Source organism: Ochrobactrum sp. SFR4 (genome assembly GCF_019730395.1).
GTDB lineage: Bacteria > Pseudomonadota > Alphaproteobacteria > Rhizobiales > Rhizobiaceae > Pseudochrobactrum.
In genome coordinates this window covers 1-436 of sequence record NZ_JAAPBB010000223.1, presented here as the reverse complement: position 1 = coordinate 436, position 436 = coordinate 1, and the positions used below count along the sequence as shown (strand labels likewise).

Sequence of the window (436 nt, the reverse complement as noted above, 5' to 3'; positions counted from 1 at the left end):
CTATGAAGTGATCGCTTTATGGGTATTGATTGCTCTGGTTGCCTTCAGCACAATCTGGTTCTCTGACCTGCAACATTATCGCAAACCCGCATTCATCGGCTTTGTCATTGTCTTCGCAGCCTTGCTGGTCTGGTGGCAGACGATCAAACCATCCCTGAACCGGGACTGGGCGCCGGAGGTTTCGCAAACCGTCACCGCTGAATATACTGGGGACATGGTACGCCTCGATCACATCCGTGATTTTGACTGGCGCACCGAGCAGGATTACACGATCAACTGGAAAAGCGCTGACTATGATCTGAGCAAAATTCAGAGCGTCGATCTGTTTCTCTCTTACTGGTCAAGTCCGGCGATTGCTCACACTCTGGTCAGTTTCGGCTTTGAAGACGGGCGTCATGTCGTTTTCTCCGCTGAAATCCGCAAGAAACATGGTCAG

The 436-nt window shown here is 51.1% G+C and carries 1 protein-coding gene; it reads left to right on the top strand.

Translation table 11 applies throughout. From position 1 onward, the window contains the following. Nucleotides 1-436, top strand: a 436-nt coding sequence (locus tag HBA93_RS18720) for a lipoprotein N-acyltransferase Lnb domain-containing protein (protein WP_221724302.1), incomplete at both ends; no start/stop codon positions are given.